At 73.0% G+C, this 17,310-nt stretch carries 14 protein-coding genes and 1 pseudogene; 7 read left to right on the forward strand and 8 right to left on the reverse strand.

From position 1 onward, the window contains the following. The first annotated feature begins 56 nt into the window (after positions 1 to 56). Both N5875_RS12615 and N5875_RS12620 read left to right on the forward strand, forming a co-directional pair. On the forward strand, positions 57 to 1,436 hold the full coding sequence (locus tag N5875_RS12615) for an FtsW/RodA/SpoVE family cell cycle protein (RefSeq protein WP_338493657.1): 1,380 nt from the start codon (positions 57 to 59) through the stop codon (positions 1,434 to 1,436). Between the two features lie 28 nt (positions 1,437 to 1,464). Continuing rightward, positions 1,465 to 2,940, forward strand: coding sequence for a penicillin-binding transpeptidase domain-containing protein (locus tag N5875_RS12620; protein WP_338493659.1), 1,476 nt, complete (start codon positions 1,465 to 1,467; stop codon positions 2,938 to 2,940). 130 nt (positions 2,941 to 3,070) lie between these two features. Here N5875_RS12620 and N5875_RS12625 read toward each other — a convergent pair whose 3' ends face one another. Together N5875_RS12625 and N5875_RS12630 are read right to left on the reverse strand one after the other, a co-directional pair. Beyond that, a complete protein-coding gene (locus N5875_RS12625; RefSeq protein ID WP_338493662.1) occupies positions 3,071 to 3,919 on the reverse strand; it encodes a hypothetical protein in 849 nt (282 codons plus the stop codon). A 47-nt stretch (positions 3,920 to 3,966) separates the two neighbouring features. Next, positions 3,967 to 5,076, reverse strand: a complete 1,110-nt coding sequence (locus N5875_RS12630; RefSeq protein ID WP_338493665.1) for a ferritin-like domain-containing protein — start codon at positions 5,074 to 5,076, stop codon at positions 3,967 to 3,969. A gap of 186 nt (positions 5,077 to 5,262) precedes the next feature. Here N5875_RS12630 and N5875_RS12635 point away from each other — a divergent pair, with 186 nt between their 5' ends. From N5875_RS12635 to N5875_RS12655, 5 genes and pseudogenes are all read left to right on the forward strand, one after another. Next, the gene (locus tag N5875_RS12635; protein ID WP_318207928.1) at positions 5,263 to 6,252 is read left to right on the forward strand and encodes a diiron oxygenase; all 990 of its coding nucleotides are present in this window, start codon (positions 5,263 to 5,265) and stop codon (positions 6,250 to 6,252) included. Between the two features lie 576 nt (positions 6,253 to 6,828). Continuing rightward, entirely contained in the window at positions 6,829 to 7,551 is a 723-nt protein-coding gene (locus N5875_RS12640; RefSeq protein ID WP_338493668.1) for a TetR/AcrR family transcriptional regulator, read from the forward strand. Between the two features lie 34 nt (positions 7,552 to 7,585). After that, positions 7,586 to 7,894, forward strand: a complete 309-nt coding sequence (locus tag N5875_RS12645; RefSeq protein WP_318209213.1) for a hypothetical protein — start codon at positions 7,586 to 7,588, stop codon at positions 7,892 to 7,894. A 74-nt stretch (positions 7,895 to 7,968) separates the two neighbouring features. Then, entirely contained in the window at positions 7,969 to 9,309 is a 1,341-nt protein-coding gene (locus N5875_RS12650) for an NlpC/P60 family protein (protein WP_338493670.1), read from the forward strand. Positions 9,310 to 9,431: 122 nt separating this feature from the next. Further along, positions 9,432 to 10,343, forward strand: a pseudogene (locus N5875_RS12655) (MFS transporter); the annotation flags it as partial. A gap of 329 nt (positions 10,344 to 10,672) precedes the next feature. On the opposite strand, the gene N5875_RS12660 reads toward N5875_RS12655, so the two are convergent. The 6 genes from N5875_RS12660 to N5875_RS12685 all read right to left on the reverse strand — a co-directional run bounded on the left by N5875_RS12660 (position 10,673) and on the right by N5875_RS12685 (position 17,294). Beyond that, a complete protein-coding gene (locus N5875_RS12660; protein ID WP_318209211.1) occupies positions 10,673 to 11,203 on the reverse strand; it encodes a DUF6584 family protein in 531 nt (176 codons plus the stop codon). A 117-nt stretch (positions 11,204 to 11,320) separates the two neighbouring features. Next, on the reverse strand, positions 11,321 to 12,556 hold the full coding sequence (locus N5875_RS12665) for a styrene monooxygenase/indole monooxygenase family protein (RefSeq protein ID WP_318209210.1): 1,236 nt from the start codon (positions 12,554 to 12,556) through the stop codon (positions 11,321 to 11,323). Between the two features lie 38 nt (positions 12,557 to 12,594). After that, on the reverse strand, positions 12,595 to 13,371 hold the full coding sequence (locus tag N5875_RS12670; protein WP_318209209.1) for an ATP/GTP-binding protein: 777 nt from the start codon (positions 13,369 to 13,371) through the stop codon (positions 12,595 to 12,597). After that, positions 13,352 to 13,774, reverse strand: coding sequence for a DUF742 domain-containing protein (locus tag N5875_RS12675; RefSeq protein ID WP_318209208.1), 423 nt, complete (start codon positions 13,772 to 13,774; stop codon positions 13,352 to 13,354). The genes N5875_RS12670 and N5875_RS12675 overlap by 20 nt, the downstream gene beginning before the upstream one ends. Beyond that, the gene (locus N5875_RS12680; protein WP_030320968.1) at positions 13,771 to 14,262 is read right to left on the reverse strand and encodes a roadblock/LC7 domain-containing protein; all 492 of its coding nucleotides are present in this window, start codon (positions 14,260 to 14,262) and stop codon (positions 13,771 to 13,773) included. The genes N5875_RS12675 and N5875_RS12680 overlap by 4 nt, the downstream gene beginning before the upstream one ends. After that, the gene (locus N5875_RS12685; RefSeq protein WP_318209207.1) at positions 14,259 to 17,294 is read right to left on the reverse strand and encodes a nitrate- and nitrite sensing domain-containing protein; all 3,036 of its coding nucleotides are present in this window, start codon (positions 17,292 to 17,294) and stop codon (positions 14,259 to 14,261) included. Before N5875_RS12685 ends, N5875_RS12680 begins: the two co-directional genes overlap by 4 nt. Positions 17,295 to 17,310: the final 16 nt, after the last annotated feature.

Genomic DNA, 17,310 nt, shown 5'->3' on the forward strand with positions numbered 1-17,310 from the left:
ACGGCACACCGTCACACAAAAGGGACATAGGGCATACCGCTTGCTACGTTGCGGCCATGACCGCACCGCGCACGGACGCTCCCCCTCCCGGGGTACGCATGCCGAAGCGCCGCGGCGTGGAACTCTCCCTCCTCGTCTGCGCCGTCCTCATCTGCGTCTACGGGTACGCCGAGGTCGGCCTCGCCCGCAGCGGGGCCGTACCGCCGGACGCCGCCCGTTACGGGGCCGGGCTCGGTCTGCTCGCGCTCGTCGCCCATCTCGCGGTCCGGTTCCGCGCCCCGTACGCCGATCCGCTGCTCCTGCCGATCGCGGTCCTGCTCAACGGCCTCGGCCTGGTGCTGATCTACCGGCTCGACCTGGAGACGCCGAAGGACCAGGCGGCGGCGACCCAGTTGATCTGGTCGACGCTCGGGGTCGCGCTCTTCATCGTGGTCGTCCTGCTGCTCCGCGACCATCGCGCGCTCCAGGGGTACGCGTACGTGTCGATGGCCGCCGCGCTCGCCCTGATGATCCTGCCGATCTTCTTCCCGGCCGTGAACGGGGCCAAGATCTGGATCCGGCTCGGCGGTCTCTCCTTCCAGCCGGGCGAGTTCGCCAAGATCCTGCTCGCGGTCTTCTTCGCCGCGTACCTCGCCGCCAACCGCAACGCGCTCGCGTACACGGGCCGCCGGATCTGGAAGTTCCAGTTCCCGACCGGCCGGGTGCTCGGGCCGATCGTGGCGATCTGGCTGCTGAGCGTCGGCGTCCTCGTCCTCGAACGGGACCTGGGCACCTCGCTGCTCTTCTTCGGGCTCTTCGTGATCATGCTGTACGTGGCGACGGGCCGGACCGGCTGGATCGCGGTTGGGCTCGTCCTCGCCGCCGCCGGAGCCTTCCTCGTCGGCTCGCTCGAACCCCACGTCCACAGCCGGGTGGAGGACTGGCTCGACCCGTTCGCCTCGATCCGGGCCGGGGACGGGCCCGGGCAGCTCGCCCAGTCGCTGTTCTCGTTCGCCGCCGGCGGGATGCTCGGCGCGGGGCTCGGTCTCGGCCATTCCGTCCTCATCGGCTTCGCGACCAAGTCCGACTTCATCCTGGCCACGGCCGGCGAGGAGTTGGGGCTCGTCGGCCTGACCGCGCTCTTCCTGCTGTACGCGCTGCTCGTCGCCCGCGGCTACCGCGCAGGCCTCTCGCTGCGGGACCCCTTCGGACGGCTCCTCGCGATCGGGCTCGCCTCGATCGTGGCGCTCCAGGTGTTCGTGATCGCGGGCGGGGTGATGGGCCTGATCCCGCTGACCGGGATGGCGATGCCGTTCCTGGCCCAGGGAGGTTCGTCGGTGGTCACGAACTGGGTGATCGTGGCACTCCTCATCCGGGTCAGCGACTCGGCGCGCGCACCGCAGCCGGACGACGCCGACACCGGGACGCTCGCGCCGGTGAAGGAGGGGGCCACGTGATCCGTCCGTACGCCCTGGAGGCCAACAGGTGATCCGGTACGCCCGGCGGGCCGCCGCGCTCTGTCTCGTGCTCCTCGTGGCGCTCCTCGTGAACTCCGCGCGCGTGATGGTCTTCGAGGCCGAGTCGCTCGACGACAACCCGGCCAACCGGCGGATCGCGATCAACCGCTACGCACAGCCGCGCGGCGAGATCGTCGTCGACGGGAAGCCGGTCACCGGCTCCCGGGACAGCGGTCAGCAGCTGCGCTGGGAACGGACGTACCGCAAGGGCCCGTTGTACGCGCCGCTCACCGGCTACTCCTCGCAGACGTACGGCACGACCCTCGTCGAGCACGCCGAGGACGCGGTCCTGGCCGGCACCGACCCGATGCTGGCGCCGCTGCCGCTCTGGAACGACCTCACCCGGGGCCGGCAGCCCGGCGGCGACGTCGTGACGACGATCCGCACCTCGATGCAGGAGGCGGCCTTCCGGGGCCTCGACGGGAAGCGGGGCGCGGTCGTCGCGGTCGAGCCGCACAGCGGGCGGATCCTGGCGCTGGTCAGCTCCCCCTCGTACGACCCGGGTGTCCTCTCCGGTACGGGGCAGGGGGTCAAGGACGCCTGGAAGCGGCTCACCACCTCGCCGAACCAGCCGATGCTGAACCGGGCGCTGCGGCAGACGTACCCGCCGGGCTCCACGTTCAAGATCGTGACGGCCGCGGCGGCGCTCGACGCGGGGGTGGTGCGGGACGTGGACGCGCCGACGGACACCCCGGACCCGTTCGTGCTGCCCGGCACCCGGCAGGTGCTGCCGAACGAGGCGAAGGGCTGCGGCGACGCGTCCCTCGCCTACGCGATCCAGTGGTCGTGCAACACGGTGATGGCCGGCCTGGGGGTGGAGGTGGGCCTGGACGGGATGGTCGACGCGGTGGAGAAGTTCGGCTTCAACGACACGGGGCTGCGGGTGCCGTCCTGGGTGGCGAAGTCCAACTTCGACCGGCGGATGAGCCCGGACCAGCTCGCGCTGTCGTCGATCGGACAGTTCGACACGACGGCGACGCCGCTCCAGATGGCGATGGTGGCGTCGGCGGTCGCCAACAACGGCGAGATCGCGCATCCGTACGTCGTCGACCGCTCGACGACCTCGGGCGGGACGACGATCGACCGTACGGGCCGCCGCAGTTACCGGCAGGCGATGAACCCCGCGACGGCGATGCAGCTCCAGCGTCTGATGGTGAAGGCGGTGACGGAGGGGACGGGCACGAACGCGGCGATCCCGGGGGCGCGGGTCGGCGGCAAGACGGGCACGGCCCAGCACGGCTTCGGCAACACCGGCACCCCGTACGCCTGGTTCATCGCCTGGGCCCAGGCGGAGGACGCGGCCCAGCCGGCGGTCGCGGTGGCGGTGGTCGTCGAGGACGCGGAGGCGTCCCGTACGGACATCAGCGGGGGCGGCAGCGCGGCGCCGATCGCGAGGGCGGTGATGGAGGAGGCGCTGCGGCTGGAGGCGGCGGCGCGGGGGTAGCCGCTCGGGCTGCGCCCCGACGGCCATGGGCCCGGGCACCCCGCGCCCTCCGTCCGCCCGTCCGCCCGTCCGCCCGCCCGTCCGCCCGTCCGCCCGTCCGCCCGATCGCCCGATCGCCCGATCGCCCGCGTCAGGCGATCGGCTTGCGGATCTCCGCACGGATCTTGGCCGTCTTCTCGGCGAGTTCGGCCAGGTCGATGTCCTTCGGGTCTGCCGTGGCCTCTCCTGCGCCGACGAGGGCGACGGCGGCGGCGGTGTTCTCGTCGCCCCAGGCGCACATGGGGAGCGTCGTCGCGCTGAGTCCGTCCTTCGACGTGGTGACCTGGCAGCTGACGGTCACGTCGTACCCGGCGGGTGTGAAGTCCCTGGGCTTGACGACGAGCGTGGAGCCCTTGTCCGTGGCGGCCCCCTTGAGGATGGACGAGCGGGTGGAACCGGGGCTCTTGATCTGCCCGTACAGCCCGGAGAGGACGAGGACGGACTCGTCCTTGCCGCTGTACTGCCCGACCGCCGCCGTCGCGTCCTTCACGGTGAAGTCGGGGGTGTCCTCGATCTCCTTGCCCTGGGTGTCGGAGAGGTCGGAGACGAGGGTGTAGTCGCCGCCGAGGACGGTCTGCGGGACGACCAGCTTGTGCGTCGCGGCGGGGAAGGGGCCGGTGACGCCGTCGAGCCCGGCCTTGACCCCGTAGCCGATGCCGCCGACCACGACCAGGGAGCCGACGACGATGGCGACGATCGCGCCTGCCCCCAGCTTCTTCTTCGGCGGCGGCCCCATGGGCGGCTGCCCCCAGCCGCCGGGGCCGGGCGCCGGGCCCGCCGGGTACTGCGGCGGAACACCGTGCGGGGGGTAGGCCTGCTGGGGGTGTCCCGGCGGAGGGAAGCCCTGCGGGGCGCCGTACGGGCCGGGCTGCTGCGGGGGCGGCACCGGCCCGCCGTACGGGTTGTGGGGCTGCTGGTTCGGCGGTGGCGGCATGGTCATGACGATCACGCTACGTCACCCGTACGACAAGCCGTTCTTCCGGGGAGTCAGCCCTGTGCCGCCCCGTCCGCGATCGCGTCCGCGACCTCCGCCACCCGGGCCTGCTCCTCCTTCGCGAAGCGCTCCGCGTCGAGTTGTTCCGCGATCTCCTCGTCCTGGGCCATGAGGAGGTCGAGGTTGGAGTCGCCGAGGTCGAAGACGCCCATGTCGAGGTAGGCCTTCTGGAGGCGTTCGCCCCAGAGGCCGATGTCCTTGACGCAGGGGACGATCCGGCTGAAGAGCAGCTTGCGGAAGAGGTGCAGGAACTCGCTCTGCTCGGTCAGTTCCTCGGCCTCCTTCCGCGGGATGCCGAAGTTCTCCAGCACCTCGACGCCGCGCAGCCGGTCGCGCATCAGGTAGCAGCCCTCGATGACGAACTCCTCGCGTTCGCGGAGTTCGGCGTCGGACAGCTGCTTGTAGTAGTCGCGCAGGGCCATCCGGCCGAACGCGACGTGCCGGGCCTCGTCCTGCATCACGTACGCGAGGATCTGCTTGGGCAGCGGCTTGTCGGTGGTGTCGCGGATCATGCCGAAGGCGGCGAGGGCGAGGCCCTCGATGAGGACCTGCATGCCGAGGTAGGGCATGTCCCAGCGGGAGTCGCGCAGGGTGTCGTCGAGGAGGCTCCGCAGGTTGTCGTTGATCGGGTAGAGCATGCCGATCTTGTCGTGGAGGAAGCGGCCGTAGATCTCGGCGTGCCGGGCCTCGTCCATGGTCTGGGTGGCCGAGTAGAACTTGGCGTCCAGGTCGGGGACGGACTCGACGATCCGGGCGGCGCAGATCATGGCGCCCTGCTCGCCGTGGAGGAACTGGCTGAACTGCCAGGAGGCGTAGTGACGGCGGAGGTCGCCCTTGTCCTTCTCGGTCATCTTCGCCCAGTGGCGGGTGCCGTGGAGGGTCAGGACCTCGTCGGGCGTGCCGAGGGGGTCGTACGGGTCGACCTCCAGGCCCCAGTCGATCCGGGTGGCGCCGTCCCACTGCTTGTCCTTGCCCTTCTGGTAGAGGGCGAGGAGGCGCTCGCAGCCCTCCTCGTACTCCCAGGAGAAGCGGGCGGCGCCGGTGGCGGGGACCTGCCAGCTCGGGGTGGACGGGGCCGTGGTGTAGAGGTCGCGCGTCGACACTGACGCCTCCTTGGGGGGTCGGGCCTTTCCCGTGGTGCGAGTCCTGTGGCCAGGCTCACACGTTGGTAGACGGATCGTCAACAAGTCGCGCACAAGGGATTGACGAGGTTACTGACGGGCAGTCTGATACGAGGTGACCATCGGTGACGTCACGCCGTCGCGACGAGCACAGCGAGGTGCGCAACCATGACCCCCTTCACCCGGTCCACGGCTTCTACGGCGTCCACGTCGTCCACGGATTCCACGGATTCCACGGAGCCGGACTTCAGCCTCCTCCGGGACGCCCTGGGGCCGCTGCGCGACCGCGAGCAGGTCGCCGAACGCCTTCTGGAGTCCTCCCGGAAGCATTCCTACGACCCGGACGTCGCGCTCGACTGGGATGCGCCGTTCGAGGACGGCAAGTGGTTCTGGCCGCCCGAGCTGCTCTCCCTGTACGACACGCCGCTATGGCGGAAGATGTCCGAGGAGCAGCGGATCGCGCTCTCGCGCCACGAGGCGGCGTCGCTCGCGTCGCTCGGCGTCTGGTTCGAGATCATCCTGATGCAGCTGCTCGTCCGGCACATCTACGACAAGTCGCTGACCAGCCATCACGTCCGGTACGCGCTGACCGAGATAGCGGACGAGTGCCGGCACTCGATGATGTTCGCACGTTTGATCCAGCGGGGCGGGACCCCGGCGTACCCGGTGCCGAGGCTCTACCACAACCTCGCTCGCCTGCTGAAGACCGTGTCCACCACGCCGGGCTCGTTCGCCTCGACTCTGCTCGGCGAGGAGATCCTCGACTGGATGCAGCGGCTGACGTTCCCGGACGAGCGGGTGCAGACCCTGGTGCGCGGGGTGACCCGCATCCATGTGGTCGAGGAGGCACGGCATGTGCGGTACGCCCGCGAGGAACTGCGGCGCCAGATGGTGACCGCGCCGCGCTGGGAGCAGGAGTTCACCCGACTGAGCTGCGGAGAGGCGGCGCGGGTCTTCTCCACGTGCTTCGTGAACCCGCGAGTGTACGAGGCGGTGGGCCTGGACCGCCGCGAGGCGGTCGCGCAGGTGAGGGCGAGCGGGCACCGACGCGAGGTCATGCAGTCCGGCGCGCGCCGCCTGACGGACTTCCTGGACGACATCGGGGTACTGCGGGGGGCGGGGCGACGCCTGTGGAAGTCCTCGGGCCTACTGGCCTGAGGCTGCGCCGCCGCCACCCGATGCGGGCGCCTCGGGCCTACTGGCCCGAGGCGACGCCGCCGCCACCCCGCGCGAGCCGCGCCCGCGCCACCGACGCGTGGGGCCGCACCCGCACCCGCCACCGCGTGGAGCCGCGCCCGCGCCCTCGCCACCCGCCGTGTGGGCCCGCACCCGCACCCACCGCCGTGCGGGGCCGCGCCCGCACCCTCGCCACCCCCGTGTGGGCAATCGTCCCGCAGGGCGGGACGGGTGGGCACACGGGACGGCGCCCTCTGGCGGCGCCTCCGCCCCTTGCGCCTGGACCCGCACCAACACGTGCGGCGCGCACCCGGTGCGGGCTCAGGCGCGGAAGCCTAGGCCCGGCACGGGGCGCCGTCCGTTGTGCCCACCCGTTCCGCCCTGCGGAACGAATGCCCACAACGGGCGGGCGGGCAGCGGGAGCGGGCGGCAGCCCGCAGCGGCAAGCGGCGGGATCGGGCCGCAGCCCGCAGCGGCGGGCCGGCGCAGCGGGCGGTAGCGCGCAGCCGCGGCCGGCGTCAGATGGGGCGGCAAGGGGGGCCCGCTACGCTGCGCAGCATGACTGCCGCCGCCACCCCCGCGTACCGCAGGCTCAGCGTCGAGGCACGCCGCGGCCAGCTCCTCGAAGCCGCCCAGGGCCTCTTCGCCCACCGCACGCCCGAGGACGTCTCCCTCGACGACGTCGCCGAGGCGGCCGGCGTCTCCCGGCCGCTCGTCTACCGCTACTTCCCCGGCGGCAAGCAGCAGCTCTACGAGGCCGCCCTCCGTTCCTCCGCCGACGCCCTGAACCACTGCTTCACCGAGCCCCCCGTCGGGCCCCCCACGGAGCGGCTCGGCCGGGTGCTCGACCGCTATCTGACCTTCGTCGACGAGCACGACGCCGGTTTCAGCGCCCTCCTGCGGGGCGGCAGCGTCGCCGAGACCTCCCGTACCACCGCGATCGTCGACGAGGTCCGCCGCGCCGCCGCCGAACAGATCCTCGTCCACCTCGGCGTGGACCGGCCCGGCCCCCGCCTCAACATGCTGGTCCGCACATGGATCGCCGCCGTGGAAGCCGCCTCCCTCATCTGGCTCGACGAGGACAAGCGACCCCCGGCCCGCGAGCTGCGGGAGTGGCTCGTGGACCATCTCATCGCCCTCCTCGCGGCCAGTACGGCCAGCGACGAGGAGACGGCCCGCGTCGTCGGACGCCTCCTCGCCCAGGAGACCCCCGAGGGGCCCGTGGCCCGGCTGGCCCGCCGGGTGATCCCGGTGGTCGGCGAGGCCGCCCATCTGCTCTGAGCCGGAACCGGACACCGGAGGGGACACTGGAGGGGTGAGAAGCCAGAACACCTCCTTCCGTGGCGGCCCCCTCGACGGCCGGGTCCTGCCGATCCTGCTCGGCCCGACCGGCCACCCGCCGAAGTGGTACGAGATCCCGGTCCCGGCCCACGACGGGAACCCCCCGACCCTCCACACCTACCGGCGCGAGCCCGCGGGCTACACGAAGCGTCTGGGGCTCCAGCGCGGCTGGGTCTACGCGTACGCCCCGGAGGGCCGCGAGCGTCGCGAGCTGAAGTGGCCGTGGTCGAAGCCGAACTCCGGCACGACCCCTCCCCGGGACACCGCTGAGCCGAACGGGTGAGGCCGCCGGACGCGCCCCTCTTCGTACGGTAATCGGATGAAGTGACACGTCATCATCCCCGTGGAGGTGGTGACGTGTCGCGAAGGCTGCTGCGTACGGTCTGCACGGGGGCTCTGGCCGCTGCGACGGCACTCGCGGGCGTCCTCCCGGCGGGCGCCGCCGCGCCGGTCCCACCGGCCGATCCCCCGGTGGAGGCGCCGATCGCCTGGGCGGACCCGGCAGCGGAACCGGTGGGCCCGGTGGACCCCGACGCGGACGCGGCGGCGGAACCGGTGGGGCCGGATCCGGACCCGGATCCGACCGTGGACCCGGACGAACCGGTCGACCCACTCGCATCCGCCGCGCCCACCCCACCCCCCGCCACCGACGACGCCGCCGCGCTCCCTCCCCCCGGCGGCGACTCCGTCACCGCCCTGCTCACCCGGATGCGGACGCTCTACCAGCAGGCCGAGGAGGCGACCGAGCGGTTCAACGCCGCCGAGGAGGCGCTGAAGCGCCAGACCGCCGACACCAAGCGGGTCACCGCCCGGCTCACCGCCGCCCGTACCGCCCTGGCGCAGGGGCGTGCCGCGGCCGGGCGGATCGCCCGGGACCAGTACCGGGGCAGGTCCGAGTTCTCCTCCTACCTGCGGCTGCTGTTCGCGCCGGACCCCCAGTCGGCACTCGACCAGGGGCATCTGATGGCGCGGGTTTCCCGCGAGCGGGCGACGGCCGTGGCGCGGCTCGAGAAGGCCGAGCGGCAGGCCCGCGGCCTGGCGAGCGCCTCCCGCAAGGCGCTCGACCGGCAGCAGACCCTCGCCGCCACGCAGCGGACCCGGCGTGACGAGGTGCGGGCCCGGCTCGCGGAGGTCGAGAAGCTGCTCGCCGCGCTCTCTCCCGAGCAGCTGGCCCGGCTCACCGAGCTGGAGCGGGTCCAGACGGCCGGCGCGCAGCGCGAGCTGCTCGACTCGGGTGCCCTGACAGGCCGGCGCACTCCGTCGGGGGCGGGTGCGGCGGCGCTGCGGTTCGCGGTGGGCCAGATCGGCAAGCCGTACGAGTGGGGGGCGGAGGGCCCGGAGACGTACGACTGCTCGGGGCTCACCCAGCAGGCATGGGCGACGGCGGGCCGGGAGGTGCCGCGGACCAGTCAGGAGCAGTGGGCGACGCTGCCCCGGGTGTCGCTCGCAGAGCTCCGTCCGGGGGACCTGGTCGTGTACTTCCCCGGCGCGACCCATGTGGCGGTCTATCTCGGCGAGGGCCTGGTGGTGCACGCGCCGCGGCCCGGCGGGAAGGTGAAGGTCTCGCCGATCGCGGCGAACCCGCTGCTCGGAGCGGTGCGCCCGGATCCGGACGGGGCGGCCCTGGCCGCGTACACCCCGCCGGTGCTGCCGGCGGGGGCGAGGGACGGCGGGGACGAGGGGCACGACCGCGGCTGAAATGCCGACCGCTGAACACCAACTCCCTCCCAGGGCCGACCCCTTGCCCATTCGAGTAATAAGCAACAAGCTATAGGGGTCCTTACTCGCCGCACCTGCCCGAACGGACGCGGAGCCCCGTCATGCCCACGTTGCTGCCCTCCACCGGCCCCCAACGCACCCTCGCCGCCTCCAACTTCGTGAACACCGTCGGCAGTGGGCTCTTCCTGACCGCCGGCGTCCTGTACTTCACCCAGGCCGTGCACCTCTCCGCCGCCACGGTGGGGCTCGGCCTCGGCATCGCCGGGACGCTCTCCCTCGCCGTGGGCATCGGGGTCGGCCATCTCGCGGACCGGTGCGGGGCTCGGGGCGTGTACGTGGCCACGCTCGCGGTGCAGGCGGTGGCGACGGGGGCCTTCGTCTTCGCGGACAGTTTCTGGCCGTTCGTCCTCGCGGTCTCGGCGGCGACCGGGGCGAAGGCGGCCGGACTGGCCGCGCGTGCGCCGCTCGTCCGGCACTACGGAGGGGAGCGGCCACAGGAGTTCCGGGCCTATCTGCGGGCCGTGACCAACGTCGGCATCTCGCTGGGCGCACTCCTCGCGGGCTGGGCGGTCCAGGTCGGCACGCTCGGCGCGTACCAGCTCCTGGTGCTGGGGAACGCGTTGGCGTTCGGTGCCTCGGCCGCCGTGCTGTTCCTGCTGCCGCCGGTGGCTCCCGCGCCCGTCGCCCGGGGGCCGCGGTGGATCGCGCTGCGGGACCGGCCGTATCTCGCGCTCACCGCGCTCGACGGGGTGATGGCGATGCAGTTCAAGGTGCTGACCGTGGCGATCCCACTGTGGCTGGTGGGGTCCACCAGTGCCCCGCACTGGCTCGTCCCGGGCGCGATGCTCGCCAACACCGTGATCGTCGTGGGACTCCAGGTGCGGGCGAGCCGGGGCATCGACTCACCCCGCGCGGGCGGCCACGCCTACCGGCGTGCCGGAGCGGCGTTCCTCGTCTCCTGCGCGCTGGTCCCGCTCTCGGCGGGCGCGCCGGTGGCGGTGGCCGTCGGCCTGCTCCTGGCGGCCGTCGTGGTCCACACGATCGGCGAGCTCTGGCACTCCGCGGGCGGTTTCGAGGTGTCGTACGCCCTCGCCCCGCCCCGCGCCACCGGCCAGTACCTGGGGGTCTTCGGCCTGGGCGCGGGCCTCTCGGAGGCGGTCGGCCCCGGCCTGCTCATCGCGCTGTGCATCGGCTGGGGCCGCCCCGGCTGGTACGTCGTCGGCGCGCTCTTCGCCCTGACGGGCCTGCTGACACCGTGGGCGGTCCGCCGGGCGGAGGCGGCCGGGCGCTACGAGAAGGCAGAGGCAGCCGGGCGCTACGAGAAGGCGGAGGCGGCCGGGCGCTACGAGAAGAGGGAGATGATCCCGAGCACCCAGATGCCCGACATGACGACGATTCCCGCGAGGGCTCCGGCGCCCACGATCACCCCGGAGAGCGTCGAGCCTCCCGGCTCGGGTGCGCTCTCCTCGTCCGGGTCCTCGACATAGGACTCCGGGTCGTCGTCCCAGGCGACGGGCCGCCCGAGCCACTCGGCGCAGGCCGTGCGCACCGCCACGAGCTGCTCCTCGGCGAAGCGGGTCGCCGCCGACGCCTCGGGCCCGCGCCAGGCGAGGGCCTTCATCCGCCACCCGGGAGTCCCGTAGCGCGCCTCGAAGGCGGCGGTCTCCTCCTCGTCCCGGTCCGCTTCGAGGTACATCCAGCGCCCGGCCTCGGCCGCGTCCCCGTACAGCCGGTACACCTCGGCGAGCCGACGCCGCAGCATCAGGTCGCACGGGAACGAGGAGACCAGCCCGCGCAGCCGCTGCCGCGCCATGGGCACCCGCCCGGAGGCGAGGTCGGCGTCGACGCGGGCGAGGGTGTTCAACGGGGACATGCGCCTATGATCGCGCAGCGGGTCTCGGTGGTTCACCCGGTTTACGCCGATGACCGCCGGCCTTACGCGGATGACCGGCGGCCCGGGACTCGGGCGCCGGCCATCGGGACGGGGAGGTCAGGCTCCCGCGACCGCCGCCAGGTACGCGTTCGTCTTCTCGGGGTCGAAGAAGAAGTTCTCGAAGTCCGACGGGTCGTTGAAGCCGTTCGCGAAGCGGTCGGCGACCGGCTGGAGGCCGCCCGCCGCGCCGATGAGGTTCAGGACGTGCTCCGGCGGGACGCCCAGCATCGCGTTCGTCCACTTGGTGACGTGCTGGGCCGTCTGCCAGTAGCGGTCGAAGGCCGACTGCATCCACTCCTCGTCGAAGGGCTTGTCGCCCTGCTCGACGATCGCCGCCAGGTACGCCGCCGCGCACTTCGACGCCGAGTTCGAGCCCTGGCCGGTGATCGGGTCGTTGGCCACGACCACGTCGGCCACGCCGAGGACCAGCCCGCCGCCGGGCAGCCGGCCGATCGGGTTGCGGACCGTCGGCGCGTACCGGCCGGCGAGAGTGCCGCCCGCGTCGGTCAGTTCGACCTTGGTGGCCCGCGCGTACTCCCAGGGCGTGAACTTCTCCATCAGTTCCAGGGTCAGCGAGAGGTGCTCCGCCGGGTCCTTGACGCCCTTGAAGGCGTCGAGCGGGCCGCCGGGGACGCCCTCCCAGAAGAGGATGTCCGCGCGGCCGCCCGTCGTCAGCGTCGGCATGACGAACAGCTCGCCCACGCCCGGGACCAGGTTGCACCGCACCGCGTCGAAGTCCGGGTGCTCCGGGCGCGGGCCGAGGCCGTGGACGTACGCGACGGCCAGCGCGCGCTGCGGCTCGCTGTACGGCGAACGGGACGCGTCCCGGCCGAACATCGAGACCAGCTCGCCCTTGCCCGCCGCGACGAGCACCAGGTCGTAACTGCGCGAGAAGTAGTCCAGGTCGCTGACGGCCGCGCCGTGTATCACCAGCTGGCCGCCGCGCTGGGCGAAGGTCTCCATCCAGCCGGCCATCTTCACCCGCTGGTCGACGGACTGCGCGTACCCGTCGAGCTTCCCGACCCAGTCGATCGCGCGCGTGGAGTCCGGCGCGGCGACCGAGACGCCGAGGCCCTCGATGCGCGGTGCCTGGGACTCCCAGAAGTTGAGGCCGAGGTCCCGCTCGTGCTGGAGCGCGGTGTCGAACATGCACTGGGTGGACATGACCCGGCCGGACCGGATCTCGTCCGCCGTCCGGTTCGACATGAGGCTGACCTCGTACCCCGACGACTGGAGTCCGAGGGCGAGCTGCAGACCGGACTGGCCGGCGCCGACTATGAGTATCTTCCGCATGGGTGGTGCTCCTGGCGTGACGGGGAGGGCGGGGCGATCTATTCGGGGGTGTGCTCGAGCGCGTGCGCGACCATCGCGAGCAGGCTCTCGACGACGCTGTACCGCTTGCGCGCGTCCATGATCACCACGGGTACGTGCGCGGGCACGGTCAACGCCTCCCTGACGTCGTCCGCCTCGAACAGCTCAGTGCCCTCGAAGTGGTTGACGGCCACGATGTACGGCAGCCCGTAGCTCTCGAAGTAGTCGAGGGCGGGGAAGCAGTCCGTGAGCCGCCGCGTGTCGGCCAGCACGATCGCGCCGATCGCCCCGCGCACCAGGTCGTCCCACATGAACCAGAAGCGCTGCTGTCCCGGCGTACCGAAGACGTACAGCACCAGGTCGTTGTCGAGGGTGATCCGGCCGAAGTCCATCGCCACCGTGGTGGTGAGCTTGTCCGGCGTGGCGGTGAGGTCGTCGGTGTCCTCGCTCGCCCGGGTCATCAGCGCCTCGGTCTGGAGCGGGGTGATCTCCGAGACCGCGCGCACGAAGGTGGTCTTGCCGACGCCGAAGCCGCCCGCGACGACGATCTTCGTCGCGATCGGGGCGCGGGTGTGGTCGAGCTGCCAGTCCTGCGCGCCGTCCTCGGTGCCGGGGGCAGCGGCGTCCGTGGCCGCGTCCCGGGTGGCGGCGTCCTGACCGGTCGCGGCCGACGCGGTCGTATCTCGCTGGAACAGGTCGGCCTCGGGGGCCTGGAGCTGCGCGGGTATGCCCGGCACCGCCGGTGACGCGGTGTCGGCATCGGAGACGGCGGAGGCGTCAGAGACGACGGAGTCCACTCAGCACCCTTTCGAGGAGCGCGCGGTCGGGCTGGCCGGTGCCGTGACCGGTCCCGTACACACGGATCTTTCCCTGGTCGGCCAGGTCGCTGAGGAGCACCCGGACGACCCCCAACGGCATCTTCAGAAGCGCCGAGATCTCCGCGACCGTCCGCATCCGGCGGCAGATCTCGACGATGGCCCGCATCTCCGGCATCAGACCGCGGGCGCCCGGCCCGCCGTCCGTCAGGAGCTTGCGCACGGCGGGCGCTTCGAGCGCCGCCACGAAGGTCTCGACGAGCAGGACATGGCCGAAGCGGGTACGCCCGCCGGTCAGCGAGTACGGGCGTACGCGCGCGGGGCGGCGGCCGTCCCCTCGTACGGGCAGCCGGTGGGCGGGAAACCCCGAGGACAGTGACGTCACTGGGTGCTCTCCATCGATTTGCGCAGCTCGCTGCGGACTTCGGGGGTGAGTACGTGACCGGCGCGGCCCACGAAGAGCGCCATGTGGTAGGCCACCACGCTCATGTCGCAGTCGGGCGTGGCGTGCACGCCGAGCAGCGAGCCGTCGCTGATCGACATCACGAAGACGCTGCCCTCCTCCATCGCCACCATGGTCTGCTTGACCCCGCCGCCGTCCATCAGGCGCGCGGCGCCGATGGTCAGGCTGCCGATGCCGGAGACGATGGTGGCCAGGTCGGCGCTGGAGCCGCGCGGCCCGTTCGGACGGCCGGCTTCGGCGGCGGCCGTCGTGCTCTGCTGGGCGGCCGGGTCGGACGAGAGCAGCATCAGGCCGTCGGAGGAGACGACGGCCACCGAGTGGACCCCGGGCACCTCCTCCACCAGATTCCCCAGCAGCCATTGCAGGTTGCGGGCTTCCGTGCTCAGTCCGAACGTTCCCGTCGCGGTCAACTGCGTGCCTCCTCGACTGTGTCCCCCGTCATCTCCTCTGTACGTGCAGTCCTTACGTCATCTATCCGCGCCGTTTCCATCTCCGCCTCCACGTCACGGCGCCCGGCCTTGGCGCCCTGGTGGAAGCCGCCGAGGCGGCGGCGCAGGGCCTCCGCGTCCACACCGCCCTGACGGGGGGTCGTGGTGGCGGGCCCGGCGGGGCGGACCACCTGCGGGGTGCGCTTGGGCAGGCCCTTGTCGGTGACGCGCTCCCCCTGCGGGGTACGCGGCCCGGGAACCGGCGGGTCGACGACCGGCTCGGGGGCGGTGGGAGCCTGCGGCTTCTCGTCGGCTGCGCGCTCGTGGGCGTCCGGCTCCGGCGGCGGGTCGGGCAGCCGGACCTGGAGCGTGGTCTCGGAGACGCTCTGGCCGAGGGGGGCGGGCTCGTCATGGGGCGCGGGGCCGTCGTGGATGAACTCGGGCTCGTCGTACGCGGGCTCGGGCTCGTCGTACGCGGGCGCGGGCTCGTCGTACGCGGGCTCGGGCTCGTCGTCGGTGGGCCTGGGCTCGTACGATCGCTCCTGCGGCTCGGGCTCGTACGCCGCCTGCGCCTCCGGCTCGCGCGTCGGCTCCTCCGGCTCCCGCGCGGGCTCCTCCGTCGGCTCCTGCTCCCGCTGTTCCCTCGCCGCCGTCACCTCCGCCGCCAGGAACGCCCGCTCCGCCGCCTCCACGAGGGGGTCGCGGTTCCGGGACGGCAGCGTGTTGGAGTTGGCCTCCGCGACCGAGCCGGGCAGGTGGAGCGTGGGAGCCGCACCCGCCACCCGTACGGGCTCCGTGACGGTGGCCGGCAGGGCGGTGGGGAGCAGGGGCTGCGGCAGGACCACCACGGCCGCCGTGCCGCCCTGCTGCTGCTCGCGCAGCTCGACGCGGACGCCGTGGCGGGCGGCGAGCAGGGCGATGACCCGCATGCCGAGGCCCTCGCCCTCGAAGGCGGCGGGGTCGGCCTCGGCCAGCCGCGCGTTGAGCTCGGCGAGCCGGGAGGCGGTCATGCCGATGCCCGTGTCCTGCACGGAGAGCATCACCTCGCCGGACTCCAGAAGCCAGCCGGAGAGCTGGACCTCGGCGTCGGGCGGCGAGAAGGAGGTGGCGTTCTCCAGGAGTTCGGCGATGAGGTGGCTCAGGTCGTCCGCGGCGAAGCCGGCGATCTGGGCGTGCGGCGGCAGGGACTGGATGGTGACCCGCTCGTACCGCTCGATCTCGCTGACGGCGGCGCGCAGCACGTCGACCAGCGGGACGGGCCCGGCGTGGCCGTGGACGTGCTCGTGGCCGGCGAGGACGAGGAGGTTCTCGCTGTGGCGGCGCATGACGGTCGCCATGTGGTCGAGCTTGAAGAGGGTCGCGAGGCGGTCCGGGTCCTGCTCGCGCTCCTCCAGCTTCTCGATGACGCCGAGCTGTCGCTCGACGAGCCCGAGGCTGCGCAGCGAGAGGTTGACGAAGGTGTGGTGGACGGTGCTCCTGAACCGTTCGAGGTCGGCGGTGAGGAGGGCGACCCGGCCCTGGAGCTCGGCCCGCTGGGTGGCGAGCTCGGCGCCGAGGGCCTCCTTGGCGGCGGCCAGGTCGGTGTGCCCGTCGGTGAGCCGCTCGGTGTGCGCGGCGAGGCCCGTGAGCTTGCCGTGCAGGGTGTTGAGGGAGCGGACGACCTGCGCGAACTCGTCGTTGCGGCCGGTGAAGCGGACCAGCTCCTCGGCGCCGGGCTCGGGGGCGGCGGCCAGCCGGGCGGCGCCGAGCCGGAGGACGGCGAGCGGCCGGGTGAGGGTGCGGGCGACGTACGTGGAGATGCCGACCGCGACGAGCAGACAGCCTCCGAGGAAGGCGATGCGCAGTTCGAGGGCGGTGACGTCGTCGTCCCGGAGGGCGACGAAGTGCTCGACCCGCTCGGCGGCGAGCCGGGACTCGACGCCGCGCATCTGCTCGATCCGGGAGGACAGCGCGGCGTCCAGGCCGGCCGGGTCGGTCTCGCGCTCGGTCTCCGTCAGCCGGGGCTGGTCGGTGAGGGAGGCGAGGGAGCGCTCGGCGCTCTTGACGTCGGGGCCGGCGACGGTCGTGGCGATCGCGTCACGGGCGACGGTGCCCGCGGCCTGGTCGAAGTCGCCGAGGGCGGCGAGCTCACGGACCCGGGCCTGCTGGGCCGCGGCGGCGAGGGTGTCGCGGGCGCGCTCGGCCTCGGCGGTGCCCTCGGGCACGTCGGGGACGTAGGTGCCGGTCTCGACGTCGTAGTGGACCTCGCCGGTGGGCTCGGGCTGCGGCACGGAGAGCGCGGCGAGGAGCAGGCCGCGGGTGGCGGAGGCCTGTTCGACGGCGCGGCCGAGGGCGGCGGGGGCGCGGGTGGCCTCGGTGAGCGCGGTGCCGGAGGCGCGGGCCGGGGTCCTGTCGGCCAGCTCGTCGGCGAGGGCCTGGAGCTTGGCGATCACCTCCGAGTACGCCCGGTGGGCCTCCAGGGCCGTGCCCTTGCCGGTGAGGGCGGTCCGGCGGACGGAGGGGACGCCGGCGAGGTCGCGGCGGAGCTCGGCGGAGGCGGCGGGCCGGATCTCGTCGATCTGGCGGTCGACCCGGGTCGACCTCGTGCTGGTGATCTGGCGCCTGTGCTTGGCGTCGCCGTTCTGGGAGTCGCGGCCGGCGGCGATGTAGGCGACGACCTCGTCGCGCTCGTCGGCGAGCGAGTGGGCCAGGGTGACGGCCTGCCGGTCGAGTTCGGCGAGGGTGACCAGGCTCTGGGAGTCGTTGAGCTCGGTGGAGGCGGCGAGGACCGCGGGCGCTCCGGCGGCGAGGACCGTGATGCCGACGAGGGCGACACCCGCGACGAGACGGTTGCGGACGCGCTTGGGGCGACCGAGGGGGGTGCTGCCGTCGGGGGTGCTGCCGGTGGTCGCGCTGCCGTCGGGGAGGCGGCCGGCGGGCGCCGCGGCGCCGTCCGGGGTCGGCACCGCACCGGGGGTCTGGCTCCGCGTGCCGTTCTTGCTCCGAGGCCGCTTCATCTGCACCGGTGCTCGCATTCTTGATTCGTCCGCC

It is taken from the genome of Streptomyces sp. SJL17-4 (assembly GCF_036826855.1).
In the GTDB taxonomy this organism is placed as follows: Bacteria; Actinomycetota; Actinomycetes; order Streptomycetales; family Streptomycetaceae; genus Streptomyces.